Annotated in this window: 23 protein-coding genes; 16 read left to right on the plus strand and 7 right to left on the minus strand. The window is 63.3% G+C overall.

Features of this window, described 5'->3' with window-relative positions; translation table 11 throughout:
- Window positions 1-11 precede the first annotated feature (11 nt).
- From bioB to alr, 5 genes are all read left to right on the plus strand, one after another.
- Window positions 12-998, plus strand: coding sequence for a biotin synthase BioB (bioB, locus tag D618_RS0108695; protein ID WP_017671121.1), 987 nt, complete (start codon window positions 12-14; stop codon window positions 996-998).
- Window positions 999-1,131: 133 nt separating this feature from the next.
- Window positions 1,132-1,998 (plus strand): alpha/beta hydrolase-fold protein, encoded by an 867-nt coding sequence (locus D618_RS0108700; protein ID WP_017671122.1) that lies wholly within the window; start codon window positions 1,132-1,134, stop codon window positions 1,996-1,998.
- Window positions 1,977-3,974: an acetyl/propionyl/methylcrotonyl-CoA carboxylase subunit alpha gene (locus D618_RS0108705; RefSeq protein WP_017671123.1), complete on the plus strand. Its 1,998-nt coding sequence runs from the start codon at window positions 1,977-1,979 to the stop codon at window positions 3,972-3,974. Before D618_RS0108700 ends, D618_RS0108705 begins: the two co-directional genes overlap by 22 nt.
- A 23-nt stretch (window positions 3,975-3,997) precedes the next feature.
- The gene (locus tag D618_RS0108710; protein ID WP_017671124.1) at window positions 3,998-5,614 is read left to right on the plus strand and encodes an MFS transporter; all 1,617 of its coding nucleotides are present in this window, start codon (window positions 3,998-4,000) and stop codon (window positions 5,612-5,614) included.
- A gap of 1 nt (window position 5,615) precedes the next feature.
- Entirely contained in the window at window positions 5,616-6,650 is a 1,035-nt protein-coding gene (gene alr, locus D618_RS0108715) for an alanine racemase (RefSeq protein ID WP_017671125.1), read from the plus strand.
- Window positions 6,651-6,654: 4 nt separating this feature from the next.
- Here the strand turns inward: alr and D618_RS0108720 are convergent, their stop codons facing one another.
- Together D618_RS0108720 and D618_RS0108725 are read right to left on the minus strand one after the other, a co-directional pair.
- The gene (locus D618_RS0108720) at window positions 6,655-7,827 is read right to left on the minus strand and encodes an acetyl-CoA C-acetyltransferase (RefSeq protein ID WP_017671126.1); all 1,173 of its coding nucleotides are present in this window, start codon (window positions 7,825-7,827) and stop codon (window positions 6,655-6,657) included.
- A 41-nt stretch (window positions 7,828-7,868) separates the two neighbouring features.
- Window positions 7,869-8,759: an alpha/beta fold hydrolase gene (locus D618_RS0108725; protein WP_152414608.1), complete on the minus strand. Its 891-nt coding sequence runs from the start codon at window positions 8,757-8,759 to the stop codon at window positions 7,869-7,871.
- Between the two features lie 223 nt (window positions 8,760-8,982).
- On the opposite strand from D618_RS0108725, the gene phaR reads away from it, so the two are divergent.
- The 3 genes from phaR (at window position 8,983) to rnr (ending at window position 13,537) form a co-directional block, all read left to right on the plus strand.
- Window positions 8,983-9,564, plus strand: coding sequence for a polyhydroxyalkanoate synthesis repressor PhaR (gene phaR, locus D618_RS0108730; protein ID WP_026091468.1), 582 nt, complete (start codon window positions 8,983-8,985; stop codon window positions 9,562-9,564).
- Window positions 9,565-9,675: 111 nt separating this feature from the next.
- A complete protein-coding gene (gene proS / locus D618_RS0108735; protein WP_152414609.1) occupies window positions 9,676-11,214 on the plus strand; it encodes a proline--tRNA ligase in 1,539 nt (512 codons plus the stop codon).
- Window positions 11,215-11,275: 61 nt separating this feature from the next.
- The gene (rnr, locus tag D618_RS0108740) at window positions 11,276-13,537 is read left to right on the plus strand and encodes a ribonuclease R (protein WP_081590492.1); all 2,262 of its coding nucleotides are present in this window, start codon (window positions 11,276-11,278) and stop codon (window positions 13,535-13,537) included.
- Between the two features lie 3 nt (window positions 13,538-13,540).
- Here the strand turns inward: rnr and D618_RS0108745 are convergent, their stop codons facing one another.
- Complete coding sequence (locus D618_RS0108745) at window positions 13,541-13,996, minus strand: universal stress protein (RefSeq protein WP_017671131.1); 456 nt, start codon at window positions 13,994-13,996, stop codon at window positions 13,541-13,543.
- Between the two features lie 132 nt (window positions 13,997-14,128).
- Here D618_RS0108745 and D618_RS0108750 point away from each other — a divergent pair, with 132 nt between their 5' ends.
- Genes D618_RS0108750 through lpdA form a run of 4 tightly spaced genes read left to right on the plus strand, consistent with a single transcriptional unit; the run spans window position 14,129 to window position 17,715 of the window.
- The gene (locus D618_RS0108750; protein WP_026091469.1) at window positions 14,129-15,421 is read left to right on the plus strand and encodes a pyruvate dehydrogenase complex dihydrolipoamide acetyltransferase; all 1,293 of its coding nucleotides are present in this window, start codon (window positions 14,129-14,131) and stop codon (window positions 15,419-15,421) included.
- 59 nt (window positions 15,422-15,480) lie between these two features.
- Window positions 15,481-15,924: an endonuclease domain-containing protein gene (locus D618_RS18080; RefSeq protein ID WP_081590462.1), complete on the plus strand. Its 444-nt coding sequence runs from the start codon at window positions 15,481-15,483 to the stop codon at window positions 15,922-15,924.
- Window positions 15,921-16,328 carry a hypothetical protein gene (locus tag D618_RS0108760; protein WP_017671134.1) on the plus strand — a complete coding sequence of 136 codons (408 nt, stop codon included), beginning with the start codon at window positions 15,921-15,923 and terminating at the stop codon, window positions 16,326-16,328. The genes D618_RS18080 and D618_RS0108760 overlap by 4 nt, the downstream gene beginning before the upstream one ends.
- Window positions 16,321-17,715, plus strand: coding sequence for a dihydrolipoyl dehydrogenase (gene lpdA / locus D618_RS0108765; protein ID WP_017671135.1), 1,395 nt, complete (start codon window positions 16,321-16,323; stop codon window positions 17,713-17,715). The genes D618_RS0108760 and lpdA overlap by 8 nt, the downstream gene beginning before the upstream one ends.
- Before the next feature lie 56 nt (window positions 17,716-17,771).
- On the opposite strand, the gene D618_RS0108770 is transcribed toward lpdA, so the two are convergent.
- Complete coding sequence (locus D618_RS0108770) at window positions 17,772-18,563, minus strand: DUF4019 domain-containing protein (RefSeq protein ID WP_238550628.1); 792 nt, start codon at window positions 18,561-18,563, stop codon at window positions 17,772-17,774.
- A 165-nt stretch (window positions 18,564-18,728) separates the two neighbouring features.
- Between D618_RS0108770 and D618_RS0108775 the strand changes: the two genes are divergently transcribed.
- From D618_RS0108775 to pip, 3 genes are all read left to right on the plus strand, one after another.
- Entirely contained in the window at window positions 18,729-20,021 is a 1,293-nt protein-coding gene (locus D618_RS0108775; RefSeq protein WP_017671137.1) for an amidohydrolase family protein, read from the plus strand.
- 104 nt (window positions 20,022-20,125) lie between these two features.
- Entirely contained in the window at window positions 20,126-20,464 is a 339-nt protein-coding gene (locus tag D618_RS0108780; RefSeq protein ID WP_152414610.1) for a hypothetical protein, read from the plus strand.
- 13 nt (window positions 20,465-20,477) lie between these two features.
- On the plus strand, window positions 20,478-21,425 hold the full coding sequence (pip, locus tag D618_RS0108785) for a prolyl aminopeptidase (protein WP_017671139.1): 948 nt from the start codon (window positions 20,478-20,480) through the stop codon (window positions 21,423-21,425).
- 21 nt (window positions 21,426-21,446) lie between these two features.
- Here pip and D618_RS0108790 read toward each other — a convergent pair whose 3' ends face one another.
- On the minus strand, window positions 21,447-22,634 hold the full coding sequence (locus D618_RS0108790; RefSeq protein WP_026091470.1) for a VWA domain-containing protein: 1,188 nt from the start codon (window positions 22,632-22,634) through the stop codon (window positions 21,447-21,449).
- Between the two features lie 161 nt (window positions 22,635-22,795).
- Here D618_RS0108790 and D618_RS0108795 point away from each other — a divergent pair, with 161 nt between their 5' ends.
- On the plus strand, window positions 22,796-24,196 hold the full coding sequence (locus tag D618_RS0108795; RefSeq protein ID WP_017671141.1) for a methyl-accepting chemotaxis protein: 1,401 nt from the start codon (window positions 22,796-22,798) through the stop codon (window positions 24,194-24,196).
- A 21-nt stretch (window positions 24,197-24,217) separates the two neighbouring features.
- On the opposite strand, the gene D618_RS0108800 is transcribed toward D618_RS0108795, so the two are convergent.
- Window positions 24,218-25,060 (minus strand): MoxR family ATPase, encoded by an 843-nt coding sequence (locus D618_RS0108800; RefSeq protein ID WP_017671142.1) that lies wholly within the window; start codon window positions 25,058-25,060, stop codon window positions 24,218-24,220.
- A 120-nt stretch (window positions 25,061-25,180) separates the two neighbouring features.
- Window positions 25,181-25,873: a hypothetical protein gene (locus D618_RS18085; protein ID WP_017671143.1), complete on the minus strand. Its 693-nt coding sequence runs from the start codon at window positions 25,871-25,873 to the stop codon at window positions 25,181-25,183.
- Window positions 25,874-25,904 lie beyond the last annotated feature (31 nt).

Genomic DNA, 25,904 nt, shown 5'->3' on the forward strand with positions numbered 1-25,904 from the left:
TGACCACCGAAATGAGAACCGACTGGACCCGCGAAGACATTACCGCGCTGTTCGACCTGCCGTTCAACGACCTGATGTTCGAGGCGCAGAGCGTCCACCGCGCGAACTTCCCGCGCAACGAAGTGCAGCTTTCGACGCTGCTGTCGATCAAGACCGGCGGCTGCCCCGAGGATTGCGGCTATTGCAGCCAGTCCAAGGACGCTGACAGCGGCGTCAAGGCGACCAAGCTGATGGACGTGCAGGCGGTGCTGCAGGCAGCCGCCCAGGCCAAGGACCATGGATCGGGCCGGTTCTGCATGGGCGCTGCGTGGCGCAACCCCAAGGACAAGGACATCCCCAAGCTCGCTGCGATGGTCAAGGGCGTGCGCGAGATGGGCATGGAAACTTGCATGACGTTGGGGATGCTCACCGCTTCGCAGGCCAAGCAACTCGCCGATGCGGGGCTGGATTACTACAACCACAATATCGACACCGCGCCCGAAAACTACGCCAACGTCATCACCACCCGCACCTTCGAGGACCGGATGGAGACGCTGGACAATGTCCGCTCGGCGGGCATCAACGTATGCTGCGGCGGCATCGTCGGCATGGGCGAGACACGCTCGGACCGCATCGGCTTTATCCACGCGCTCGCCACCATGCCGCACCCGGAAAGCGTGCCGATCAATGCGCTGGTGCCTGTCAAGGGCACGGTGCTGGGCGACATGCTCGCCGATACGCCGCTCGCCAAGATCGACGAGATCGAATTCGTCCGCACGGTCGCGGTCGCGCGTATCACGATGCCGCACTCGATGGTGCGCCTCAGCGCGGGCCGCGAAAGCATGTCCGAAAGCTGCCAGGCCCTGTGCTTCATGGCGGGCGCGAACAGCATCTTCACCGGCGACAAATTGCTCACCGCACCCAATGCCGGCGATGACAAGGACGGCGCGCTGCTGTCCAAGCTCGGCATGAGGGCGATGGCCGCGCAGCCGCACGGGCATCTGGAGGCGGCGGAGTGAAATCCCGTTTGCCTTTCCGTCCCCCTGAACTTGGTTCAGGGCCCATTTCTCCCCACGCGGCTTCGGCTGTTGGGGCGGGATGGATCCTGAAACAAGTTCAGGATGACGGATTGGTGATGGCAGAAGCCCGCGCATGAATTTCGTCCGATCGGCCTTTATTGCGATCGCACTCGCCTGCGCTGTGCCCGCCGCTGCGCAGCCGGTGCCGATCACCATCGGCGAGACCCACACTTTGGCGTCGAAACCGCTGGCGCAGGAGCGGGCGGTCAACGTCTATCTGCCCGCTGATTACGCGACTTCGGGCAAGACCTATCCGGTGCTGTACCTGATCGACGGCGGGCTGGATCAGGACTTTCTGCACATCACCGGCACCAGCGCGCTCGGCGCATTATGGGCGCGGTCACGGGATGTCATTGTCGTGGGGGTGGCGACGCAGGACCGCAAGCGGGAGCTGATCGGACCGACACAGGATACGACGCTGCTCAAGGAGTTTCCGACCGCAGGCGGTGCTGCGGCGTTCCGCGCATTCATCCGCGATGAGGTCATGCCGCTGGTCACCAAGACCTATCGCACCAGTGGCGAAACCGCCGTGATCGGGGAATCGCTCGCCGGGCTGTTCATCGTCGAGACCTACCTCACCGAGCCCGACCTGTTCGATCACTATGCTGCGATCAGCCCCAGCCTGTGGTGGGAGGGCGGCAAGCTCGCCAAATCTGCTGCCAGCTTGCTCAAGACACCAACATCACGGCCGCATCGGCTGTATCTCACGATCGCCAATGAAGGCGGCCAGATGCAGGCGGCCATGAACCAGCTGGTCAAGGCGCTTGCCGCCAGCCCGCGCGAGGGCCGTACCTGGTGCTATGCGCCGCACCAGAAGCTGACCCACGCCACCATCTACCACAGCGTCTCGCCCGAGGCGTTGCAGTATCTGTTCCCAACCGAGGTCGACCATGACCCGCAAAGTGGATTTGACGTATCATGCCAATCACCAAGATCCTGATTGCCAACCGCGGCGAGATCGCCTGCCGCGTCATCCGCACCGCCAAGAAGATGGGCATCAAGACCGTCTCCGTCTATTCGGATGCCGATGCGCGCTCGCCCCATGTCGAGATGGCCGATGAGGCCGTGCACATCGGTCCGTCGCCTGCCGCGCAGTCCTATCTGCTGGCGGACAAGATCATCGAGGTATGCAAGGCGACCGGCGCGGATGCGGTGCATCCCGGTTACGGTTTTCTGTCCGAACGCACGAGCTTTGCCGAGGCGCTGAAGGCAGCCGGCATCACTTTCATCGGCCCACCCCCCGGCGCGATTGCCGCGATGGGCGACAAGATCGAATCCAAGAAGCTCGCGCTGGAAGCGGGCGTCAACGTCGTCCCCGGCTTCGTCGGCGAGATCGACGATACCGAGCACGCGGTGCGGATTTCCGAGGAGATCGGCTATCCGGTGATGATGAAGGCGTCGGCAGGCGGCGGCGGCAAGGGCATGCGCCTAGCCTATAACGAGCAGGACGTGCGCGAAGGCTTCGAGGCGACCAAGCGCGAGGGGCTCGCCAGCTTCGGCGATGATCGCGTGTTCATCGAGAAGTTCATCCTCCAGCCGCGCCATATCGAAATCCAGGTGCTGGGCGACCAGCATGGCAACATCGTCTATCTGGGTGAGCGCGAATGCTCGATCCAGCGCCGCCACCAGAAGGTGGTCGAAGAAGCACCGTCGCCCTTCGTCACGCCCGAGATGCGCAAGAAGATGGGCGAACAGGCTGTCGCACTGGCGCGCGCAGTCGGCTATTATAGCGCGGGCACGGTCGAACTGATAGTCTCGGGCGCGGACAAGACCGGCGATGGCTTCTACTTCCTCGAGATGAACACCCGGCTTCAGGTGGAGCATCCCGTCACCGAACTGGTCACCGGTCTCGATCTGGTCGAACAGATGATCCGCGTCGCCAATGGCGAGCCGCTCGCCTTCACGCAGGACGATGTGAAGCTCACCGGCTGGGCGGTCGAGAACCGGGTGTACGCCGAAGACCCGTATCGCGGCTTCCTGCCCTCGATCGGCCGTCTGGTGCGCTACAATCCGCCGAAGCAGAAGAAGGGCGTGCGCGTCGATGATGGCGTCGAAGAGGGCGGTGAGGTCTCGATCCATTACGACCCGATGATCGCCAAGCTGATTACCTATGGTGAAACGCGGCTTGAGGCGATTGACCGGCAGATCCTCGCCATCGACCGGTTCGAGCTGGAAGGCCCGGGGCACAATCTCGATTTCGTCTCGGCGCTGATGCAGCATCCGCGCTTCCGCTCGGGCAACATCACCACCGGCTTCATCGCCGAGGAATATCCCGATGGCTTTCATGGGAGCCCGGCATCGCCCGAACTGCTCCAGCGGCTGGCGGCGATGGCGGCGTTCATCGCCACCGCCGAAGCTGACCGCGCACTGCGGATCAGCGACCAGCTGGGCAACCGGCTCACCCCGCCGTCCGAGTGGCGCATCCGCCAGGGTGATATCGCGATGGAGGTCTCGGTCAGCGAGGACGCGATCGTGGTCGATGGCGCGATCGTCGACATGAGCATGGGCTACACGCCGGGCGACCGCATGGCCGTGGCCGATTTCGGTGACGAGGAAGACAGCGACGAGCTGGCGGTCAAGGTGCAGCGCACCCGCACCGGCTTTGCGCTGACCGCGCGCGGCGCGACGCACCGGTTCGAGGTCCTGCCCGCGCATGTTGCGCAGCATGCCCGGCACATGATCGAGAAGGTGCCGCCCGATCTGTCGCGCTTCCTGCTGTGCCCGATGCCGGGCCTGCTGGTGAAGCTGCACGTGGCTGAAGGCGACAAGGTACAGCCCGGCCAGCCGTTGGCGATCGTCGAAGCGATGAAGATGGAGAACATCCTGCGCGCCGAAAAGGCAGCGACGGTCAAGACGATCAGCGCTGCCGAAGGGGATAGCCTTGCTGTCGATGCAGTGATACTCGAACTCGAATAGGGACGCATTTGGGGAGATGCTGGATGACCGCAACGGTCGCAGCGGACGGGGATATCGTGACGCCAAGCAAGTCGGAAATCCGGCTGGTGATCGGCGCATCATCGCTTGGCACCATTTTCGAATGGTATGATTTTTTCATCTACGGCACGCTGGCCGCGATCATCGGGCGCACGTTCTTCCCCAGCGGAAACGTGACGCTCGAGACGCTGCTGGTCTGGGCGGGCTTTGCTGTCGGCTTTGGCTTTCGTCCACTGGGCGCGATCCTGTTCGGCTTTCTGGGTGACAGGCTGGGGCGCAAATATACCTTCCTCGTCACGGTCACGCTGATGGGAATTGCCACCGCCGGCGTCGGCCTGATCCCGTCTGCCGACACCATCGGCATCGCCGCGCCGATCATCATCATCTTGCTGCGCATCCTGCAGGGGCTGGCGCTGGGCGGTGAATATGGTGGGGCGGCGATCTATGTTTCCGAGCACGCGCCGCCTGAAAAGCGCGGTTTCTATACCAGTTTCATCCAGGCCAGTGTTGTCGGCGGTTTCGTGCTCAGCCTCGTGGTCGTGCTCGGCTGCAAGGCGATCATGAGCGACGAGCTGTGGAACGACTGGGGCTGGCGGGTGCCGTTCCTGCTCTCGCTGCTGCTGCTCGCGGTGTCGCTATGGATGCGCCTCAAGCTGTCCGAAAGCCCGGTGTTCAAGGCGATGAAGGCGGGCGGCGAGCTCGCTGGCAACCCGTTTGTCGAAAGCTTCACCTATCCCGGCAACAAGCAGCGGCTGTTCGTCGCGCTGTTCGGGATCGCAGCGGGCCTGACGGTGATCTGGTACACCGCGATGTTCTCTGCATTGTCGTTCCTCAAGGGGCCGATGCGGGTCGATGATACCGCAGCGGAAATCATCGTCGGAGCGTCCGCCTGCATCTCGATGATGTTCTACATCTATTTCGGTTCGCTGTCGGACAGGGTCGGTCGCAAGAAGCCGATCGTATGGGGCTATGCGCTCACCCTGGTGCTGGTGTTCCCGCTATTCTGGCTGATCGGCAGCGTCGCCAATCCCGCGCTCAATTCCGCCATGGAGCGCGCTCCGGTGGTGATCTCGGGCCCGCAATGCACCTACTCGCCCTTTGCCAAGGAGCAGGAGACCGATTGCGGCAAGCTGCTCGCCCAGTTCACCGCCAAGGGTGTTGGCTATACGCTGACGCAGGGGCCGCGGGTCGCGGTCAAGATCGGTGATACGGTGGTGGCCGATACCAGCAGCACAGGCGTCGATGCGGCGCTGGCTGCTGCGGGCTATGATTTCACCCCGCGTGTTCCCCCGGCGCTCAGCATATTGGTGATCGTGCTGGCGCTGGCGGGCCTCGGCGCCCTGTCGGCCGCTACCTACGGCCCGGTCGCAGCCCTGCTGTCGGAAATGTTCCCGCCGCGCATCCGCTATAGCTCGATGTCGATCCCCTATCATTTTGGCACCGGCTATTTCGGTGGGTTCCTGCCGTTTATCGCGAGCTTCATCATCGCCAAGACGGGCAATCCCTATTCGGGGCTGTGGTACACCTGGGCCGTGGTGCTGATGGCGTTCCTGGTCTCGATGTTCATGCTGCGCGAGACGCACCATCCCGGCAGCCCGGGGACCGCCCCGGCGAATTACTGATATGGCGAACATGCGGCTGGTTCTCGATGGCGCAGCGCTGGCCGAAAACTGGCGCGCGCTCGATCGACTGAGCGGTGCTGCCACCGCCGGCGCGGCGGTCAAGGCCGATGGCTATGGTCTGGGCGCGACCGATGTCGTCCCCCGGCTCGCGCGGGCAGGCTGTGCCGACTTCTTCGTGGCGCATTGGCATGAGGCGCAGGCGTTGGCAGGGCTGGTCGATCCGGCGCGCCTCGCGGTGCTGCACGGCATCGCGCCGGGCGAGGAAGCAGTCGCGGTATCAGGGATTGCAGTCCCTGTGCTCAACAGCGCCGATCAGATCGCCCGCTGGAAACAGGCAGGCGGCGGGCGCTGCCATGTGATGATCGACACCGGGATGAGCCGCCTGGGCCTCGACTGGCGCGACGATATTGCTGGACTGTGCGCAGGGCTGGACGTCGACCTGTGCCTCAGTCACCTTGCGTCCGCCGACGAGGACAGCGCGCAGAATGCGGCGCAACTCCAGCGGTTCGAGCAAGTGCGAAATCAGGTGGCGGCGCGGCGCTACAGCCTGGCCAACAGTGCCGGAATTGCCCTGGACGGCGCGTATCATTTCGACTGCACGCGCCCCGGGCTCGCGCTGTATGGCGGAGTACCCTGCGCGGCGCTGGCCGAACAAATTCAACCGGTGATGCGGTTGGAAGCGCGGGTCCTGCAGGTGCGGCAGGTGCGCGCGGGCGACACGGTCGGCTATGGTGCGACGTTCGCCGCATCGCACGACATGCGCACTGCCACCGTCTCGCTGGGCTATGCGGACGGCTTCAAGCGCGCGCTTTCGTCCATAGGTGGTTTTGTCGGCGCAGCGCAGCACTTGCCGCTGCTCGGCCGTGTGTCGATGGACCTGACCTGCATCGACATCACCGCTGCGCCAGGCCTGGGCGAGGGCGACTGGATCGCCGCCGACCTGGACCTTCTGAAGGTCGAGGCCGCGACCGGGGTCAGCCAGTATGAATGGCTGACCCAGATCGGACGGCGGTTCGACAGGCTTTGGGTGGACTGAGCCTTTATCGCTCGATGCAGACCGCGATGCCCATGCCACCGCCGATGCACAAGGTCGCCAGACCCTTCTTGGCGTCGCGGCGGCCCATTTCGTAAAGCAGCGTGGTGAGCACGCGCGCGCCGCTGGCGCCGATCGGGTGACCGATGGCGATCGCGCCTCCGTTGACGTTCACCTTCTCCGGATCCCAGCCCATTTCCTGCGTGACCGACAAAGCCTGCGCGGCAAAGGCTTCGTTGGATTCGATCAGGTCGAGCTCCTCGACGCTCCAGCCGGCCTTGGCGAGCGCACGGCGGCTGGCTGACACCGGGCCGATGCCCATGATCGAGGGGTCGACGCCCATCGATGCCCAACTGGCAATCCGGCCCAGCGGCGTGAGCCCGCGCTTGGCGGCATCTTCCTCGCGCATCAGTACCAGCGCGGCTGCGCCATCGTTGAGGCCGCTGGCATTGGCGGCGGTAACGGTGCCGTCCTTCTTGAACGCAGGCTTCAATCCGGCGACGCTTTCATAGGTTGCGCCCGCGCGGATATACTCATCATCGGTGACGACGGTATCGCCCTTGCGGCCCTTGATGGTGACCGGGGCGATCTCGTCCATGAAGCGGCCGTCGGCGCGCGCGTGCTCGGCCAGGTTCTGCGAACGGACGGCAAAGCGGTCCTGCGCCTCGCGGCTGATCTGGTACTTTTCGGCGAGGTTTTCAGCGGTGATGCCCATGTGATACTGGTTGAACACATCGGTCAGGCCATCATACACCATGGTGTCGACGAGCTTGAGGTCGCCCATCTTCTGCCCGGCTCGCAGCATCTGGCAGTGCGGCGACATCGACATGTTTTCCTGGCCGCCGGCGATCACGACATCGGCATCGCCATTGGCGATCGACTGGAAGCCCAAAGCTACCGCGCGCAGACCCGATCCGCAGACCTGGTTGACGCCATAGGCGGGCACTTCCTTGGGGATGCCGGCGTTGATCGACGCCTGGCGCGCCGGGTTCTGGCCCTGACCTGCAGTGAGCACCTGGCCCAGGATGACTTCGGAAATCTCTTCGGCGCTCAGGCCCGATTGCGTCAGCGCGGCCTCGATCGCGATCCGGCCCAGTTCGTGCGCGGGCGTTGCGGCATAGGCCCCCAGAAAGCTGCCCACAGGCGTGCGCTTGGCGGCGGTGATGACGATGCTGGACATGGCCTGGAAACTCCATTTGCGTAAAGGAAAGTTCGTTCCTGCTAGATAGAGCCTTCGTGTGACAATATCCACCGTTTGAGCATCGGCCACAATGTTCGGGGCGCGCTGCCGCCGATGACCATGCCGACATGTCCTGAGGCCATAACCTCGCGCCCGGGCATGTCGGGCGAGCAGGCCAGCGGGACGATGGCATCGCTCGCCGAAGCGAATTCCATCACCGGCCCGCGGATCGCGCCGGGGGCAATGGCAATGTCGCCCACCGTCCACTGGCCCTTGCCGGTGATATCGTCACGGTAGAGCTGCTCGAACAATTGTTCCCCCAGCGCAAAGGGCAGGGGCTCGCCCCCATTGGCCCAGTCCTCCACCGCAACGAATCGCTGGGCGCTGGCGCTGTCCGGTGGCATCGCACCGAATTTGAGATATTTCTCCATCAGCTTGTCGGGTGAAAGTGTCCAGAAACCGTGCTGCATGACCTCCATCGGGACGAGTCCCATGGCTTCGCAGCTTGAGCGGTGGTGCTGCCACATTCGGGTCAGCTCTTCGCGCCTTGCAGCGGGATAGCCGCTGAAATGCCAGGGCGTGGCGATCAGCGACAAGCTGCGCACCGGCAGGTGACAGGCTGCTGCCCAGGCAATCAGCCCGCCCAGGCAATAGCCGACCAGATGCACCGGCCCATCCACTGCCTGCAGCAGCGGGAGCAGCCTGTGCATCACGAAGCTGTCAAGGGTATCGGCGCGATCTTCGGGCGTTATCGGCCCCCAATCCAGCAGGGCGCACCGAACACCCTGTTCCTCCAGCCATCCCATGAGCGAGCATTGAACGTCCATATCCAGCACATCAGGCGCATTGATGGGCGACGGAACGAACACCACGCGCGGGGCACCAGGTGTACCAGTATCGGACGCAGTTGATCCTGCTGCGCTGCGCAACATGGCCTTGCCGTGCTGCAGCAATGGTCGACCAGGCGGGCGCAAAAAGCCTCGATCGGTTCGCTGATAGCGGTCAAGCGCCTGCAAAAGCTGGATCAACCTGGCAGGATCATCAGCCAGCTGCTGTCGCGCCAGCGCGAGGAAAAGTGGCAAAGGGCGGGGTGCATGTTGCAGTGCACTATACTGCGGTGCTACAGTGCGGCAGGATATAGCGGGAGACGAACGCATGGCCAAATCTGGCACCTCGGATTCGGATGATGTCATCATCATCAAAAAGTACGCCAATCGCCGTCTTTATAATACCCGGTCGTCGAGCTATATCACGCTCGATTTTCTGGCCAAGCTGACGCGTGAAGGCAAGGACTTCCAGGTTGTCGATGCCAAGACCGGCGACGACATCACGCACAACATCCTCACCCAGATCATCATGGAAGAAGAGTCCAGCGGCCAGCAGATGCTGCCGGTCGGCTTCCTGCGCGAACTGATCTCGATGTATGGTAACTCGATGCAGTCGATGATACCCCAGTATCTGGAAGCTTCGATGGATGCATTCCGCAAGAACCAGGAAAAGTTCCAGAGCGCGATGGAAGGTAGCATCAAGAACAGCCCGTTCGCGCAGCTCGCCCGCCAGAACCTGGCCATGTTCGAAGCGGCATCGAGCGCCTTCAATCCGCGCAAGGACAAGCAGGCTTCCGCTTCGACTGTGGTTCAGCCGTCGTCCGGCTCTTCCGACGATGAAATCGCTGCGCTTAAGGCCGAACTGTCGGCGATGCAGCGCAAGATCGACAGCCTGGTCGACAAGAGCTGACCGGTTTATCGACGAACAGCATCGGGGCCCGCGCAGCACGCAAACTGGTGATTGCCTGTTGGGTTTCATCGGCCTAGGCACGCGGGCCTTGTTCTACAGCATCAGGACTGAATTCAAGTGACCCAGAAGAACGCACTGCCCGTCACCCGGCAGGAAGATTTTGCCGCATGGTATCAGGCCGTGATCCAGGAAGCCGATCTCGCCGAGGAATCGGGTGTGCGCGGTTGCATGATCATGCGGCCCTGGGGCTATGGCATCTGGGAACGCATCCAGATGCTGCTTGATCGCAAGATCAAGGAAACCGGTCACGAAAACTGCTATTTCCCGCTGTTTATCCCGTTGAGCTATTTCGCCAAGGAAGCCGAGCATGTCGAAGGCTTTGCCAAGGAAATGGCGGTGGTCACCCACCACCGGCTGAAGATGGAAGACGGCCAGCTGGTCGTCGATCCCGAAGCCAAGCTGGAAGAGCCTCTGGTGGTTCGTCCGACCTCGGAAACCGTCATCGGCACGGCGTTTTCACGCTGGCTGCAGAGCTGGCGCGACCTGCCGATCATGGTCAATCAATGGGCGAACGTGGTGCGCTGGGAAATGCGCACGCGCATGTTCCTGCGCACCTCCGAATTCCTCTGGCAGGAAGGTCATACCGCGCACGAGAGCGAAGCCGATGCGATGACTGAGACGCTGACCATTCTGGCGATGTACCGCGATTTCGCGCAAGGCGCGCTCGCCATGCCAGTGATCGCGGGCGAAAAGCCCGAGAACGAACGCTTCCCCGGTGCCGTTGCGACCTATTCGATCGAAGCGATGATGCAGGATGGCAAGGCGCTGCAGGCCGGCACCTCGCATTATCTGGGCCAGAATTTCGCGCACGCGCAGAACATCCGCTTCCAGGACCGCGAAGGCCAGTTCCAGTTTGCGCACACCACCAGCTGGGGCGTTTCGACGCGTCTGGTCGGCGGTGTGATCATGACGCACGGCGATGACGATGGCCTCAAGGTTCCGCCGCAGGTCGCGCCGCACCAGATCGTGATCATCCCGATGCTGCGCGAAAATCCCGAGGACGAGGCGCTGCTCGCCTATTGCGCAAAGATTCGCGCGGCCCTGCTCGATGCCTCGGCGTTCGGCGAGCCGCTGCGCGTGCTGATCGACAAGAAGGCAGGCAAGGCCGGACCCAAGCGCTGGGGTTGGGTCAAGAAGGGCGCGCCGATCATCCTCGAGATCGGTGGCCGCGATGCCGCAGGCGAGCAGGTGACCATGCTGCGCCGCGATTCGCTGTACGGCGAGGACGGCAAGCTTGCCAACCAGGCGATGCACTGGGAATCGTTCGTGGGGCAAGCGCCTGCGCTGCTCGACCAGATTCAGACCCTGATGTTCTGCGCTGCCAAGCAACGCCTGGACGCCGAGGTGCGTAGCGATGTCACAGACATGGAACAGCTCAAGACACATTTCGAGGGCAGCAAATACCCCGGCTGGGTCGCGGTCGATTGGTGCCGCCCGACCGGCGAGGCACTCGACAAGGTCGTCGAGCAGTTGAAGGCGCTCAAGCTGACCATCCGCAACACGCCCGAAGGCTCGTCGCCTACCGGATCGACCTGCTTCTTCACCGGTGCTCCGGCGGTCGAGCGCGTGCTGCTCGCCCGGGCCTATTGAGCGGCAGGTGGCGCAGGATCGTCCCGGCAAGGCCAAGGCTCCCCGCTCGCACGACGGTGGCATGCCCGATCGTGCGGCGATCCTGAAGTTCATTACCGAGTCCTACGAGCCTGCGGGCAAGCGCGAGATCGCCAAGCACTTCAAGCTGCGCGGCGCAGAGAAGATCGCGCTCAAGGCACTGCTCAAGGACATGGCCGATGAGGGCCTGATCGACAGTGCTCCGGGCCGGGCGTTCCACAAGATGGGCGGCCTGCCCAAGGTCACCGTGCTCAAGATCATCGAGGTCGAAGGCCGCGAACTGATCGGCGTTCCCGACAACTGGCAGGCCGAGGGCATGCCCGCGCCCAAGGTGCGGATATCAGAGCGCGGCCGTTCAGGCGCGCTGGCCGTGGGTGACCGGGTGCTGGCACGCACCGAAGAGGCCGGCAGCGGCTATCGCGCGTTCGTGATGAAGAAGTTGCAGCGCGCCGGTGAGCAATTGCTGGGCGTGGTCGAACGCGACGATGCGAATGGCAAGCTGTGGCTCAAGCCGGTGGACAAGCGCATCCGGCGGCTGGTGCCGATTTCCGATCCCGGCAAGGCCGAACCTGGCCAGCTAGTGCTCGCCGAGCAGAGCGGCCTGCGCGACCGCGTATCGGCCAAGGTGACCGAAGTGCTGGGCGAACCCTTTGCGCCTCGGTCGTTCAGCCTGATCGCGGTCCACAAGTTCGGCATTCCGCTGGAGTTCCCCGAAGAGGCGATCACCGAGGCCGAGCGCGCGGCGAAGCTGCCGCTGACCCCTGACATGCGCGAAGACCTGCGCCATGTGCCGATCGTCGCCATCGATCCGGTCGATGCGCGCGACCATGACGATGCCATCTGGGCCGCGCCCGACGAGGACCCCGCCAATCCCGGTGGCTATCGTGCGATCGTCGCCATCGCCGATGTCTCCTATTATGTCCGCCCCGGCGGCGCGATCGACCGGTCTGCGCGCAAACGCGGCAACAGCGTCTACTTCCCCGACCGCGTCGTGCCGATGCTGCCCGAGGTGCTGTCGGCCGACATGTGCTCGCTCAAGGCCGGGCAGGATCGCGCCGCGATGGTCTGCCATCTGGTGATCGACGCCAAGGGCAAGCTGACATCGTGGAAATTCACCCGCGCGATTGTCCGGCTCGCAGGAAACATCGCTTATGAGGACGCGCAGGCGGCGATCGATGGCGAAAAGCCGCACGATCTGACCGACAGCGTCCTGCGTCCACTCTGGGCGTGCTGGAAGCTGCTGTTCAAGGCGCGCGAGGCGCGCGAACCGCTCGATCTCGATCTGCCCGAGCGCCGCATCGTGCTCGACGAGGCGGGCCGCATCGTCAGCGTCGCGACACGCGAGCGGCTCGATGCGCATCGGCTGGTCGAGGATTACATGATAGCGGCCAATGTCGCGGCGGCAAAGGCACTGGAGGCCAAGAAGGCGCCCGTCGTCTACCGCGTCCACGAACCGCCATCGCGCGAAAAGCTGGTCGCGTTGAAGGATTACCTCGAAACCTTCGAGATTTCGTTCGCTCTGGGCCAGGTCGTGCGACCTTCGACGTTCAACGGCATCCTGGCCAAGGTGACGGACGAAACCGTCAAGCCCCTGGTGATGGAGCAGGTGCTGCGCAGCCAGACCCAGGCCTATTACGGGCCACGCAACATGGGGCATTTTGGCCTGTCGCTGGCGTCTTATGGCCATTTCACCAGCCCGATCCGCCGTTATGCCGATCTGCTGCTGCATCGCGCGCTGGTCGATGGCTTTGGGCTGGAACAACCCAATACGCCCAAGCTCGACCTGCCGCCGACCACCGGGCTCGCGGACCACGACGCTGCCTCGCTCGACCGCATCTGCCAGCTGATCAGCCAGTTCGAGCGGCGCGCGATGGAGGCCGAGCGCGAGACCGTAGATCGCTATGTCGCCGCGTTCCTGGCGACGCGTGTTGGCGAAATCCACAAGGTGCGGATTACCGGCGTGCAGAATTTCGGTTTCTTTGCGACGATCGAGGAGTTCGGCGGTGACGGGCTGGTCCCGGTGTCGACGTTGGGTGCGGAACGTTTCTGGTACGATGAAAAGGCACAGACGCTGACCGGCGAGACGACGGGCGAGCAATATGCGGTCGGCCAGCGGCTGGAGCTGCGATTGGCAGAAGCCGACCCGATCACCGGCGCGGTCAAGTTCGAGCTTCCCGAGGGCGGCAATTTCATGCGCACGCCCTATCGCGGCAGACCCGATGGCAAGCCGGGCGGAAATCGTCCGGGCCGCCCGCCGATCAAGCGGCGCGGCAGGCCATCGAACATCCGCCACCAGAGCCGCTAGGGCTCAGCTCATCCGGTCGACGTCTTCGTCGCTGAGGCTGCCCGGAACGATCGTCAGCGGGCAGGGCAGGGCGCCGGCATCGGCTCCGGCGAAGTGTGTGATCAGCGGACCGGGTGCGCCGGTGGCCGCAGCGCCCAGTACGAGCATCGCCAGGTCCGGGCACTCCTGCATGTAGTTGCGGATTTCACGCGTGGCATCGCCCATGCGCACGGTGATGACCGGGCGCTGGCCCATGTCCTCGAACAAAGCGCCCGCGGCATCGGTAACCAGTGCCTCGGCACGGCTGTGCGCCTCATCCTCGATCGTGGCCTGCACGCCGCCCCAGGCGACGAAATCCTGCTTGGGAACCAGCGCCAGGATATGCACCTGGCCGCCGGTATGCTGCGCCCGGCGCGAGGCAAAGCGCAGCGCGGTCAGCGCCTCGCTCGTTTCGTCCATGATGACCAGATATACCCGCATGTTTGGTTCGCCCCGTTTGTTGCGCGAGAGCCTGCGCCAAAATGATAGGTGTGGCAAGGGCGTGCCCTCTTGACCCTACGGCTTGAAGCGCCGAGAACGGCCCCGATCCGTGAATCAGGGGAAAAGAACCCAATGCCTATTAATCTGAAAATGCCTGCCCTCTCGCCCACGATGGAGGAAGGCACCCTTGCCAAATGGCTGGTCAAGGAAGGCGATACCGTCGCGTCCGGCGATCTTCTGGCGGAGATCGAAACCGACAAGGCGACGATGGAATTCGAGGCAGTCGACGAGGGCGTGGTCGCCAAGATCCTGATTCCTGCCGGAACCGACAATGTGAAGGTCGGTGAGATCATCGCGATCATCGCGGCTGAAGGCGAAGAGGTGAGCGATGCCGCTCCCGCGCCTGCTCCGTCGCCCGCACCGGCTGCGAAGGAAGAGGCTGCCGCGTCAGCACCGGCGCCAGCGCCCGCCGCAACCCCGACGCCTGCATCGGCCAGCGCGGGCGATGAAAATCGCATCAAGGCCAGCCCGCTGGCCAAGCGCATCGCCGCTGCCAAGGGCATCGATCTTGCCGCCATCAAGGGTACCGGCCCCGGAGGCCGTATCGTCAAGGCCGATGTCGAGGACGCCAAGCCCGGCCAGGCGACTGCCGCTGCGCCGCAAGCTGCTGCTGCTCCCGCCGCCGCCACGCCTGCACCGGCTCCCGCCGCAGCGCCTGCTCCGTTCACCACCGATATCCCGCACGAGGCATCCAAGCTCTCGAACATGCGCAAGACGATCGCGCGTCGCCTGACCGAGGCCAAGCAGACGATCCCGCACATCTATCTCACCGTCGATATCCAGCTCGACAAGCTGCTCAAGCTGCGCGGCGAGCTCAACAAGGCATTGGAAGCGCAGGGCGTCAAGCTGTCGGTCAACGACCTGCTGATCAAGGCGCTGGCAAAGAGCCTGATCCAGGTGCCCAAGTGCAACGTCAGCTTCGCCGGCGACCAGCTGATCAGCTATAGCCGCGCGGACATCTCGGTCGCGGTCAGCACCCCTGCGGGCCTGATCACGCCGATCATCGTCGGCGCGGAAACCAAGGCGGTAGGCGCGATCTCCACCGAGATGAAGGAACTCGCCGGCCGCGCCAAGGACGGCAAGCTCCAGCCGCACGAATATCAGGGCGGCACCGCCAGCCTGTCGAACATGGGCATGTTCGGCATCAAGCACTTCGAAGCGGTGATCAACCCGCCGCAGGCGATGATCATGGCGATCGGCGCGGGCGAAAAGCGCCCGTATATCGTCGACGACGCGCTCGGCATCGCCACCGTGATGAGCGCCACCGGCAGCTTCGACCATCGCGCCATCGACGGCGCCGACGGCGCGCAGCTGATGGCCGCGTTCAAGGATCTGTGCGAGAACCCGCTGGGGATGCTGGCTTGATGAGATCGTGACACTCAAGCCCCTCTCCCCTTGCGGGAGAGGGGTTGGGGAGAGGGGGCATGCGTGAAAGTGCGGGAAATGCTCAGCAGGAATTTCTCCGCCGGCGTGCCAAAGCCATGCGCAGTGAGCCCACCGACGCTGAATTGAAGCTCTGGCAAATCTTACGCGGAAAACGTCTAGCAGGGTTCAAGTTCAAACGTCAGGTGCCGGTTGACCGCTACATCGCCGATTTCGTCTGCTTCTCTCGCAGGCTGATCATCGAAGCGGATGGCTCCCAGCATGTGGACAGCGAGTACGACACCCAGCGCGATGCCTATCTACGCAGCCAAGGCTTTGAGATAATGCGGTTCTCGAACTATGACATCCTGACCAATGACGAAGGTGTCGCGGAGATGATCTTGGCGGTTTTGGACAAATTTGAGTATGGTGCGAGCCCCCTCTCCCCAACCCCTCTCCCGCACGGGGAGAGGGGCTCTAATGGCGCTGAGGGCACCGCATCATGACGATCCTCACCCTCATCCTGCGCCGTCTGCTGCTGCCTACCGCCATCGCCACGCTCGCCAGCCGCTTCGTGTTCACGCTCTTTCAACTGGGCACGGCGAGCCTGTCGGACATGTTCGTCGGGGTGGAAGACGCGTATTACACCTTCATCATGGTGTTCGTGATCCTGCTTGGCGTGACTGTGGTTGCGTATGGGTTCGCACGGTTCAACGTGCCGCCATGGCTGCGCATCCTGCTGCTGCTGGGTGTCGCGGCCGAGAGCGGGTTCCTGCTCGTCCTGTTTCTCACCGAAGTTGTTGCCTACGCAGAGCTTGCTTATGCTCCCGCCGTCGCTGCGGGCCTCGTGTGGATGCTCTGCAATCCTGATCTTCTGAAACGCCGAAAGAAAGTGACCGTTCATGGCTGAAAGTTTTGACCTCATCGTGCTGGGCTCGGGCCCTGGCGGCTATGTTTCCGCGATCCGCGCGGCGCAGCTGGGCCTCAAGGTCGCGATCGTCGAGCGCGAGAAGCTGGGCGGCATCTGCCTCAACTGGGGCTGCATCCCCACCAAGGCGCTGCTGCGCACCTCGGAAATCTTCCACTACATGACCCATGCGGGCAATTACGGCCTGACCGCCGACAAGGTGGGCTATGAACTCGACAAGATCGTCGCGCGCAGCCGGCAGGTCTCCGGCCAGCTCAACGCGGGCGTGAAGGGCCTGATGAAGAAGAACAAGATCGCGGTGGTCGAAGGCACCGGCAAGCTGACCGGCAAGGGCAAGCTCACCGTCACGCAGGGCGACCAGACCCGTGAGCTCGAGGCCAAGGAGATCATCGTCGCCACCGGCGCGCGCGCGCGCGACCTGCCGTTCGCCAAGGCCGATGGCAAGCGCGTGTGGACCTATCGTCACGCGATGACCCCGACCGAAATGCCGAGCAAATTGCTGGTCATCGGATCAGGCGCGATCGGCGTCGAGTTTGCCAGCTTCTACAGCGACATGGGCGCGGAAGTGACCATCGTCGAGATGCTCGACCGCATCCTGCCGGTGGAAGACGCCGATGTCAGCGCGTTCATGGAAAAGGCGCTCAAGAAGCAGAAGATGACGATCCTCACCGGCGCGGGCGTCGAGGCGCTGGCCGACAATGGCAAGGGCGTCACCGCCAAGATCAAGACGAAGGACGGCAAGAGCGAGGAACACCAGTTCAGCCACGCCATCGTCGCGATCGGCATCGTGCCCAATACCGAGGATATCGGGCTCGAGGCGCTGGGCGTCGAGACGAACCGCGGCCATATCGTGGTCGACGGTTTCGGCCAGACCAACGTCCCCGGCATCCGCGCGATCGGCGATGTCACCGGCCCGCCGTGGCTGGCGCACAAGGCGAGCCACGAGGGCATCATCGCGGTCGAACATATCGCAGGGAAAAACCCGCACCCGTTCGAAACCTGGAACATCCCCGGCTGCACCTATTCGCGCCCCCAAGTCGCCAGCGTCGGGCTCACCGAGGCCAAGGCCAAGGAGGCCGGGCACGAGGTCAAGGTCGGCAACTTCCCCTTCATCGGCAACGGCAAGGCGATCGCGCTGGGCGAGGCCGAAGGCTTCATCAAGACCGTGTTCGACGCCAAGACCGGCGAACTGCTGGGCGCGCACATGATCGGCGCGGAAGTGACCGAACTCATCCAGGGCTATGTCATCGCCCGCCAGCTCGAGACCACAGAGGAAGAGCTGATGCACACAGTCTTCGCACATCCCACGCTGAGCGAGATGATGCACGAGGGTGTGTTGTCAGCTTATGGGCGGGCGATTCACTTCTAATTGATGGGCAGGGCGCGGAGGGCATCGGAACCTTGCCCTCCGCTGCTTGTCCAAAATCAGCCTACAGTAACTCCCACAACGACCCATTTCCCATCCTCGCGGTCGAGCGTCACCGTTTCCACCGCCTGCTGCCTGTTCGCATAGACCGTGCGGAACTTGATGACTTCGTAGCCTGCGGGCGGGGCGGGGAGGTTTTGTTGGCTGATCAGGGTGCGCGAGACGGTGGTGCCGTAGCGGGCGAAGACCTCTTCGGAGACCTGGGTCCAGATCTGCAGCGTGTTGAGCTTGCGGAAGGCGGTGCCGGTGGCGGCGTAACTGTCTTCCCAGCGTTTCTGTTCGATCATCGTCAGGAAGGCGCGGGCGGCGTTCACCACTTCGGGGGTTACCGGCTCCGATGGCGCATCCTGCCCCACATCCTGAAACGCGATCTGGGTCGGGGCAGGGGTGGCGTTCGTCGGCGCCGTAGTGGTGAACGGCAATGTCGTGAGGGCCAGCAGGCCGAAGGCGAGGGTCATGAGAACTCCTGTCAGGATCAGGGAGCGGTTTCGCTCCGCGCCGGGGGTCGGCGCACTCTCCTGATCGGCGGTCGGCGCGCGCAGATCATCCCCGATTGCGTTGTGTCCCAAATATTCGGGGGTAACACTCCCGCCCTCGGCGGCCAGCAACAGCCGCGCGGCCTCTCGGCTGCTCGAGACCGCCATCTTGCGCCGCGCATCGCGCAGCCGCTCGTTGATCGTGTGCACCGACAGCCCCAGCGTGCGCGCAATCGACTTGGCGTCGTGCCCGCGCACGATCAGGCGGAGCGTCTGCTTTTCCTTCTCGGTCAGCGATCCGAGCCAGTCCGTCATCGATGTGTCCATCATGGCATCGATGCTAGGCCGCAGCGATCGGGCCAGCCACCCCCAAAAATTTGTAGGTTCAGTGCAGTCCACCCGGTTTCGCTTGCCAGTGCCGTAGGGCGCTGTAATCCTCGGGTCATAGAATATGCGGCAGGGGCCGATCAGGGGATCATCATGAAAACAGAAGCTTTTTCCATCGCAGCGGCGCTCGCCATGTCAGTCCTCGCAGCGCCGGTGCACGCGCAGGATGCTCCGCAACGATCGGTCATCACCGCAGCGAACATGATCGATGTCACCACCGGCAAGGTGACCGAGTTCCCCGCAATCTTCACCGAAAACGGCCGCATCACCTCGATCGCCGATGCGCGCACGGTGCGCTGGGGATCGGACGTCACGCATATCGACCTGTCGGGCAAGACGCTGCTGCCGGGCCTGATCGACATGCACGTGCACCTCGACAGCTCGCCGACCTATGGCGGGTACAACAGCCTGCAGTTCACCGACCGCTTCTGGAGCTTCGTCGCCGCATCGAACGCACGCGCGATGCTCGACGCCGGGTTCACCACGGTGCGCAATGTGGGCTCCGAAGGCTATAACGATGTCGCGCTGAAGCAGGCGATCGGCGAGGGCTGGGCGATGGGTCCGCGCATCGTGCCCGCTGCGCACTCGATTGGCGCGACCGGTGGCCATTGCGACCAGACGTACCTGCCGCCCTCGTTCGCGGCAAAGTCGCCTGCGGTCGGCGATGGCCCTGTCGAACTGCGCCAGAAGGTGCGCGAGCAGCGCAAATATGGCGCAGAGGTGATCAAGGTCTGCGCCACTGGCGGGGTGTTCTCGCGCAACACCGAGCCCGGCCAGCAGCAGCTGTCCGAAGAGGAACTGCGCGCGATTGCCGATGAGGCGCATCAATGGGGTCTCAAGGTCGCAGCGCACGCGCATGGTGCCAGCGGCATCAAGGCGGCGATCCGTGCGGGCATCGACACCATCGAGCATGTCAGCCTGGTCGATGACGAGGGGATCAGGCTCGCGACCGAACGCAAGCAGCCGGTGTGGTTCGCGATGGACATCTTCAACACCGATTACACCCAGGCCGAAGGCGCCAAGAACGGCGTGATGGAAGACAATCTGCGCAAGGACCGCGAAGTGGCGCAGATCCAGCGCGACAACTTCCGCAAGGCGCATCGCGCGGGTGTGAAGATGGTGTTCGCCACCGACGCCGGCGTGATGCCGCATGCCACCGCTGCGGGCCAGTTCAAGGTGATGGTCGAATACGGCATGACCCCGCTGGAGGCGATCCGCGCGGCGACGGTGAACGCCGCTGAGGCGCTCGGCCAGACGGCGGATGTCGGCGCCATTGCGGTCGGGCGCTATGCCGATATCATCGCGGTGGATGGCGATCCGCTGGCCGATGTGCGCGAGCTGGAGACCGTCGACGCGGTAGTGCAGGGGGGCGTGCAAATCCGCTGATCGGTTGTGCGGTAAATTGCCGCAACACCTGCGCAAATCCGCTTTCACGCCACCCAGCGCGGTGCTAATTGCTGCGCACAATTTGCTTTCTGGGGAGATAAGCAGTGAGTCTCACTTTCATGATCGCCATGGCCATGGTGGCTGCGCCCGCGGATCCGGTGGAAGCCGCGCGCAAGGACTTCAACGAATGTCTGGTGAAGTTCACCAACGAGAGTCTCGACGCGAAGAAGGGAGCGTCTGATTTCACCAAGGAATCGGAAGCTGCCTGCCCTGCGGAGAAGACCAAGCTGATCGAGGCGATGGTGAAGTCCGAAATGCAATATGGCGGCAAGAAAGCCGAGGCTGAAAGCTATGCTAGCGAAGAGACGCAGATGATTATCGACAGCTATGTCGGCAGCTATGGCGACTTCCTGGCCAGCAACACCCGCCACGGCAAGTCGTAAGCCTGTCAGCGCCATGCGTGCCCTCTATCCGCCGCTCGAGCCCTATGCCACCGGCATGCTCGATACCGGCGAGGGGCACCAGATCTGGTACGAGCGGGTGGGAACGCCAGGGGCCAAGCCTGCGGTGTTCCTGCATGGCGGCCCCGGCGGGGGCTGCTCGCCCGATCACCGGCGACTGTTCGATCCCGAACTGTACGATGTCATGCTGTTCGACCAGCGCGGGTGCGGGCGATCTGCGCCACACGCTGCGCTGGAGAACAACACAACCTGGCATCTCGTCGCGGATATCGAACGGCTGCGCGTTCTGGCGGGTGTCGACGCCTGGCTGGTCTTCGGCGGGTCCTGGGGCTCGACGCTGGCGCTTGCCTATGCGCAGACACACCCCGATCGGGTTTCACAGCTGGTGCTGCGCGGCATTTATACCTGCACCAAGCCCGAGCTGGACTGGTTCTACCAGTTCGGTGTCTCGCAGATGTTTCCCGACAAGTGGGAGCGGTTTGTCGCGTTGATCCCCGAGGCCGAACGCGGCGACATGCTGGCAGCCTATCATCGGCGGCTGACCGGCGATGATCCGGACCTGCAGGTCGCAGCGGCGCGGGCCTGGAGCCTGTACGAGGGCGAGACGGTGACGTTGCTGCCCGATCCCCGGCTGACCGAGCAGCATGACGACGGGCATTTCGCGCTCGCCTTCGCGCGGATCGAGACGCATTATTTCGTCCACGGTTGCTGGCTGGAGCCGGGGCAATTGCTGCGTGATGCGCACCTGCTTTCGGCCATTCCCGGCACGATCGTCCACGGGCGTTACGACATGCCATGTCCTGCGCATTATGCCTGGGCGCTGCACAAGGCGCTGCCGCAGATGGACTTCCGTCTGGTCGAAGGGGCAGGGCATGCCTATTCGGAGCCCGGCATCCTCAGCCGATTGATCGAGGCCACGGATCGGTACGCAGGCAAGGCCTGAACCCGCTGGCGCTCAGCGGCCTCAGTTGCCGTGCTTGCGCACCAGCTCGCGCATCGCATCGTCCAGCCCTTCGATCGTCAGCGGATACATGCGGTCCTTCATCAGATCCTTGATCATCCGCACCGACTGCGAATAGCCCCACTGGTTCTCCGGCACGGGGTTCAGCCAGGCGGCGGCAGGATAGGTGTTGGCAACCCGCTGCATCCACACCGCGCCCGCCTCGTCGTTGAAATGCTCGACCGATCCGCCCGGATGGCTGATCTCATAGGGGCTCATCGAGGCATCGCCGACGAAGATGACCTTATAGTCGTGCCCGTATTTGTGCAGGATATCCCAGGTGTTGGTCCGCTCGGTAAAGCGGCGGCGGTTATCCTTCCACACGCCTTCGTACAGGCAGTTGTGGAAATAGAAGAATTCGAGATTCTTGAACTCGGTCTTCGCTGCCGAGAACAGCTCCTCGCACAGCTTGATGAACGGGTCCATCGATCCGCCGACATCGAGGAACAGCAGCAGCTTGACCGCATTGTGCCGCTCGGGCCGCATGCGGATATCGAGCCAGCCCTGACGCGCGGTGCCATCGATCGTGCCATCGATGTCGAGCTCGTCCGCAACGCCCTCGCGCGCGAACCGGCGCAGGCGGCGCAGCGCGACCTTGATGTTGCGGGTGCCCAGCTGCCGGGTGTCGTCGAGGTTCTGGAACTCGCGCTTTTCCCAGACCTTGATCGCGCTCTTGTGCTTGCTCTCGCCGCCGATGCGCACGCCTTCGGGGTTGTAGCCGGAATTGCCGAACGGGCTGGTGCCGCCGGTGCCGATCCACTTGTTGCCGCCCTGATGGCGCTTTTCCTGCTCCTCGAGCCGTTTCTTCAGCGTCTCCATGATCTCTTCCCACGATCCCAGCGACTTGATCTTTTCCATCTCCTCTTCGGAGAGGAATTTTTCGGCAACCGCCTTCAGCCAATCTTCGGGAATTTCGGCGCTGTCGTTGCCCTGGAACGTGGTCTCCAGCCCCTTGAACACCTTGGCGAACACCTGGTCGAACCGGTCGAGCAGGCCTTCGTCCTTCACCAGCGTGGCGCGAGAGAGATAATAGAATTCTTCCGGGCTGCGATCGATGACCTCGCTGTGCAGCGCCTCGAGCAGGACCAGATGCTCCTTCAGCGACACCGATATGCCGGCGCTGCGCAATTCGTCCATGAAAGAAAAGAACATCGGTCGCGCTTCCCTGCTATTGCTGCTTTACGTTCGCGTTAGGGGCACGATGCCGATTGCCAGGCGATCTGGCAAGCTCCAAGCGCACCGGCACATGGTCTTCACGCCACCTTAACCATCTTGGCGTAAGGGTTAAGTCATTGCACTGACAAGGGTCAATCATGCATCAGCATCGCACCGTCAATCCCGAGAGCGATGCCATTCAGGACATGGCCGAAGGCTGCGGCGAATCGGTGATCGGGTCTAGCCGGGTCGGTGGGATCGTCGGATCTGTCCGCGAGCGAATGGCCCTGCTGGGTGAAAAGCGCTCCTATCTCGAAACGATTGCCCGCAACCTGTCGGATGAGCAGGAACAGGTGGTCATTGCCACCAACACCGCCCGCCGCAAGAGCCAGGCCGCTTTCGACAATCTGGAGATAAGCTCGGAGACGATGCAGGTGTCTGCTTTGGAGCTGCACGATCTGATTGCGCTGATCCAGGGCCTGGGCGAGGATGTCAAGCGGTTCGCCAACGCCATGGCAGACGTGGTGACCGCCAGCCAGACCATCGACTCGATTGCACGATCGACCAACATGTTGGCGCTGAATGCCGCGATCGAGGCGGAGCGTGCGGGCCCAGCGGGCGCGACCTTCGCGGTCGTGGCAGCCGAAGTGAAGAAGCTCGCGCAGGATACGCGGCAGGTTACCGACCGGATATCGACAACCATGCATTCGCTCGGCACCGAGGCAAGCCGCTTTGTGTCGCAAGTCGAACGCGGCGTCGATCAAAGCCGCAGCGCGCAACGGCATTTCGAGACGATAGATGCCGCGATCAAGCAGGCCGGAGCCATGGTGCGCGATGTCGCGACCCAGACCGACGCCATTGCCGAATCCAGCGCCGGTGTTCGTTCGGACACCGGAGAACTGTGCGACAACCTGTTTGTGTTCATGGAGGATGTCGCCGGATGCAGCTCGCATCTCGACGATGCTCTCGGGCAGACGGTTGCGCTGGAGGCGCTGTCGAACGTGGTGTTCAACAAGCTGCTGCACACCGGCCTTTCGCACCGCGACAATCCGTTCGTCGAGCTGGCGATCGACACATGTGACGAGATCAGGGGGATTATCGAGACCGCGATCGACGACGGATCACTGGCGATGGAGGATGTCTTCGACCGCGAGTACAAGCCGCGCAGCGAACCCAACATCGAGCGGTTCGACAATCGTTTCAACCAGTTTGCGGATGACCGCATCCGTCCGATCCTCAACCGCTTCTGGGGCGAGGATACGCAAACATACGGGGCGGTCATTTCCAACCAGGATGGCTATCTGCCCACCCACATCACCGCGCGCTCGCACGCGCCGACGGGCGATGCGCAGCACGATACCGCACATTGCCGCAACCGCATGATCGTGCTGGACCGGACAACGCGTGAAGCGCTCGCGCACAGGGCCGACCGATATTACGCCGGAGTGTATCGCTTCGAACCTGTCGCCGGTGAAGGGTCCATCCTGCGCAATATCTTCGTGCCGCTCTGGATCAAGGGCCAGTATTGGGGCAATTTCGAGCTTGCCTATATCCGCTGAGCAGCGGCGGCTGAAGGCCGATCAGCTGTTGCGGCGGGACATGAAGGCCAGTCGCTCGAACAGCATCACATCCTGTTCGTTCTTCAGCAGCGCGCCGTGCAATGGCGGGATCGCCTTGCTGGGATCGCGTGACTGAAGGACTTCCAGTGGCATGTCTTCGTGCAGCAGCAGCTTGAGCCAGTCGAGCAGTTCGCTGGTCGACGGCTTCTTCTTGAGGCCGGGCACCTCGCGAACATCGTAGAAGATTTCGAGCGCCTTCTGCACCAGGATCTTCTGAATGCCGGGGAAGTGGACGTCGATGATCGCCTGCATCGTCTCGCGGTCAGGGAACTTGATATAATGGAAGAAACAACGGCGCAGGAACGCGTCGGGCAGTTCCTTTTCATTGTTCGAGGTGATGACGACGATCGGGCGTTCCTTGGCCTTCACCAGCTCCTTGGTCTCGTAGACATAGAATTCCATGCGATCGAGTTCCTGCAACAGATCGTTGGGAAACTCGATATCCGCCTTGTCGATCTCGTCGATCAGCAGCACGGGCAGTTCGGGCGCGGTGAACGCCTCCCACAACTTGCCCTTCCGGATGTAATTGGCAATGTCATGGACGCGCTCGTCACCCAGTTGGCCGTCGCGAAGCCGCGCGACCGCATCATATTCGTACAGGCCCTGTTGCGCCTTGGTGGTGGATTTGATGTTCCATTCGATCAGCGGCGCCTTGGCCGCGGCGGCGATCTGGTGTGCCAGCACGGTCTTGCCGGTGCCAGGCTCACCCTTGACGAGGAGCGGACGACGAAGCGCAACTGCGGCGTTCACCGCTACCTTCAGATCGTCGGTTGCAACGTAATCGCTGGTGCCTTCAAAGCGCATGACGAGGGCCTTCCTGCCGCTGTTAACTGGTTGGTTAAGCGATAGGGGCGTTGCTGCGGATTGGCAAGCGTGCAGACGATCTGCGCTTTACGTTTACGTTTGCGTCAGGCGGAGGAGCGCTCAGACGCCGTCCTGCAAGCGGCGCGCCATCGCGCGTTCGGCCAGCATGTCCCAGAACTGGCGATGCTGCAGCAGCATTTGGGACGCGCCAAACCCGATGGCGCGGCCGATTGCGCCATTGGCACTGAGCTCGTGTGCCATTTCCAGGGTTTCATCGGGCGTAGGCAGCGCGCACGGGCGAACATCCAGGCTGGTGCGATCAGCGATGATGTCCATCACGGTGCGGACATGGACCCAGTCGAGCGCCAATGCAAAGGCAGCGCCCAGTGCGCATCCCTGCCGGTCGGACTGCGACAGGGCATTGAGCGCGCCGCGCAGGTTGATGATGGCAGGGGTGCATTTGTCTTGCCCCGGTGTGCTGGTGATCGGACCTGCGGCGACGGTCAGCCGGGTCAGCAATGCGCGCTCACCGACAAAGGCTTCACAGGCATGGGCCAGCCATTTGCCTACATTCGGGTCGGCGCTGCGCGTTGCGGCATAATCGATCAGGCCAGGATAGCGCCCGTGCAGCAGGCACAGGTAATGCGCGGCGTCGGCCAGATCGACGGCACGGGCCGGGTTGGCCCGGTCGGTCAGTGCGATGACGAAGTCATGCGTCGCGCTCGTTCCCTGATCGAGCGCAGCCACCAGCGACCGTGGTGAAACGGCTTCTGGCTGAGCGCGATCGAAGGCTCCGGGCGAAATGAACGACACGATGCACTATCCCTGCATGGTTGGGCGCGGC

It is taken from the genome of Blastomonas sp. AAP53 (assembly GCF_000331245.1).
Taxonomy (GTDB): Bacteria; Pseudomonadota; Alphaproteobacteria; order Sphingomonadales; family Sphingomonadaceae; genus Blastomonas.

What these genes read in the sequence shown, in the direction of transcription:
- bioB (WP_017671121.1), top strand. Translation starts at nt 12, where the DNA reads ATGAGAACCGACTGGACCCGCGAAGACATTACCGCGCTGTTCGACCTG.
- D618_RS0108700 (WP_017671122.1), top strand. Translation starts at nt 1,132, where the DNA reads ATGAATTTCGTCCGATCGGCCTTTATTGCGATCGCACTCGCCTGCGCT.
- D618_RS0108705 (WP_017671123.1), top strand. Translation starts at nt 1,977, where the DNA reads ATGCCAATCACCAAGATCCTGATTGCCAACCGCGGCGAGATCGCCTGC.
- D618_RS0108710 (WP_017671124.1), top strand. Translation starts at nt 3,998, where the DNA reads ATGACCGCAACGGTCGCAGCGGACGGGGATATCGTGACGCCAAGCAAG.
- alr (WP_017671125.1), top strand. Translation starts at nt 5,616, where the DNA reads ATGGCGAACATGCGGCTGGTTCTCGATGGCGCAGCGCTGGCCGAAAAC.
- D618_RS0108720 (WP_017671126.1), bottom strand. Translation starts at nt 7,827, where the DNA reads ATGTCCAGCATCGTCATCACCGCCGCCAAGCGCACGCCTGTGGGCAGC.
- D618_RS0108725 (WP_152414608.1), bottom strand. Translation starts at nt 8,759, where the DNA reads ATGTTGCGCAGCGCAGCAGGATCAACTGCGTCCGATACTGGTACACCT.
- phaR (WP_026091468.1), top strand. Translation starts at nt 8,983, where the DNA reads ATGGCCAAATCTGGCACCTCGGATTCGGATGATGTCATCATCATCAAA.
- rnr (WP_081590492.1), top strand. Translation starts at nt 11,276, where the DNA reads ATGCCCGATCGTGCGGCGATCCTGAAGTTCATTACCGAGTCCTACGAG.
- D618_RS0108745 (WP_017671131.1), bottom strand. Translation starts at nt 13,996, where the DNA reads ATGCGGGTATATCTGGTCATCATGGACGAAACGAGCGAGGCGCTGACC.
- D618_RS0108750 (WP_026091469.1), top strand. Translation starts at nt 14,129, where the DNA reads ATGCCTATTAATCTGAAAATGCCTGCCCTCTCGCCCACGATGGAGGAA.
- D618_RS18080 (WP_081590462.1), top strand. Translation starts at nt 15,481, where the DNA reads ATGCGTGAAAGTGCGGGAAATGCTCAGCAGGAATTTCTCCGCCGGCGT.
- D618_RS0108760 (WP_017671134.1), top strand. Translation starts at nt 15,921, where the DNA reads ATGACGATCCTCACCCTCATCCTGCGCCGTCTGCTGCTGCCTACCGCC.
- lpdA (WP_017671135.1), top strand. Translation starts at nt 16,321, where the DNA reads ATGGCTGAAAGTTTTGACCTCATCGTGCTGGGCTCGGGCCCTGGCGGC.
- D618_RS0108770 (WP_238550628.1), bottom strand. Translation starts at nt 18,563, where the DNA reads ATGACGGACTGGCTCGGATCGCTGACCGAGAAGGAAAAGCAGACGCTC.
- D618_RS0108775 (WP_017671137.1), top strand. Translation starts at nt 18,729, where the DNA reads ATGAAAACAGAAGCTTTTTCCATCGCAGCGGCGCTCGCCATGTCAGTC.
- pip (WP_017671139.1), top strand. Translation starts at nt 20,478, where the DNA reads ATGCGTGCCCTCTATCCGCCGCTCGAGCCCTATGCCACCGGCATGCTC.
- D618_RS0108790 (WP_026091470.1), bottom strand. Translation starts at nt 22,634, where the DNA reads ATGTTCTTTTCTTTCATGGACGAATTGCGCAGCGCCGGCATATCGGTG.
- D618_RS0108795 (WP_017671141.1), top strand. Translation starts at nt 22,796, where the DNA reads ATGCATCAGCATCGCACCGTCAATCCCGAGAGCGATGCCATTCAGGAC.
- D618_RS0108800 (WP_017671142.1), bottom strand. Translation starts at nt 25,060, where the DNA reads ATGCGCTTTGAAGGCACCAGCGATTACGTTGCAACCGACGATCTGAAG.